A 1,465-nucleotide genomic window follows, 5' to 3' on the forward strand; every position below is an offset into this window, starting at 1 on the left:
GCACCTCACCATAGGGCGTCCAAAACCGGCACATCGACCTCCCTCATACCTTTGCAAACCTGGAAACACAGAATTTCCATCAACCGGGTTGATCGCTCCCTGACACAAGGCGCAGGCTAGAGGGCTGGCTTGGGTCTCATATCATTCCGAATGATAGTTACCTTCGCCCCATTCGATTCGTCCGATACAAACCCGCCGCGCATCATTCGCCAATCTCAACACATTGGCGGATGCATCCATGGAACAGTCACTCAAACATTTGCGCTTCCCCTTGGCTTTGTTGGCCGTAGTGGTGATCAGCGCTTGCGGCAAGGCCCCGGAAACCGCCGCCAGCATGCCAGCAGCCAAGGTCAGCGTGGCCAAGGTGCTGGAACAACCGGTCAACGAGTGGGACGAATTCACCGGCCGCCTCGAAGCGCCGGAAACCGTCGAGATTCGTCCACGGGTCTCCGGTCAGATCGATGAAGTGGCCTTCACAGAGGGTGCCCTGGTCAAGAAAGGCGACCTGCTGTTCCAGATCGACCCGCGTCCGTTCCAGGCTGAGGTCCGCCGCCTCGAAGCACTGGTTGCACAATCGCGCGCCAATGCTACCCGTAGCGAAAACGAAGCCCAGCGCGGTGAACGCCTGCGCACCAGCAACGCCATTTCCGCTGAACTGGCCGATTCGCGTACCAGCGCCGCCCAGGAAGCCCGCGCCGCCGTCGGCGCTCTTCAGGCACAGCTGGACCTGGCCAAGCTGAACCTGAGCTTCACCCGCGTCACCGCACCGATCAGCGGCCGCGTCAGCCGTGCGGAAATCACCGCCGGCAACCTGGTGACCGCCGACACCACCCCGCTGACCAGCGTGGTCTCCACCGACAAGGTGTATGCCTACTTCGACGCGGACGAGCGTGTGTTCCTCAAGTACACGGAGCTCGCTCGCCAGGGCAAGCGCGGCGCCACCACCCCGGTTTATATGGGCCTGTCCAACGAGGACGGCAACCCGCATCAGGGCGTGATGAACTTCGTCGACAACCAGGTCAACCCGAAAACCGGCACCATCCGTGGCCGCGCCGTGTTCGACAACAGCGATGGCAGCTACACCCCGGGCCTGTATGCACGCCTGAAACTGGTGGGCAGCGGTACGTACAGCGCCATGCTGATCAACGATGAGGCGGTCGGCACCGACCTGGGCAAGAAGTTCGTGCTGGTGATGGATGCCGACAACAAGACCGCCTACCGCGCGGTGGAACTGGGTCCGAAGATCGAAGGTCTGCGCATCGTGCGCAACGGTCTGAACAAGGACGACACCATCATCGTCAAGGGCCTGCAACGGGTGCGCCCTGGCTCACCGGTCACCCCTGAGGTGATTCCGATGGCCAGCGAACAAACCCTCGCGGCTCTCGCACAACAACGCCAAGCGCTGGAAGCCAGCAACCTGCCTCAAGTCGCACCTGCCAAGGTTGCGCCGGGTACGGTTGTGAAA

1 protein-coding gene is annotated in these 1,465 nt (G+C 61.8%); it reads left to right on the top strand.

Features of this window, described 5'->3' with window-relative positions; all coding sequences use genetic code 11:
- Positions 1–238: 238 nt before the first annotated feature.
- Positions 239–1,465 (top strand): multidrug efflux RND transporter periplasmic adaptor subunit MexE (gene mexE / locus AC1DVH_RS31035; RefSeq protein WP_477757006.1); only part of this gene is annotated, 1,227 nt, incomplete at its 3' end.

The organism is Pseudomonas sp. P4_C3 (assembly GCF_056402075.1).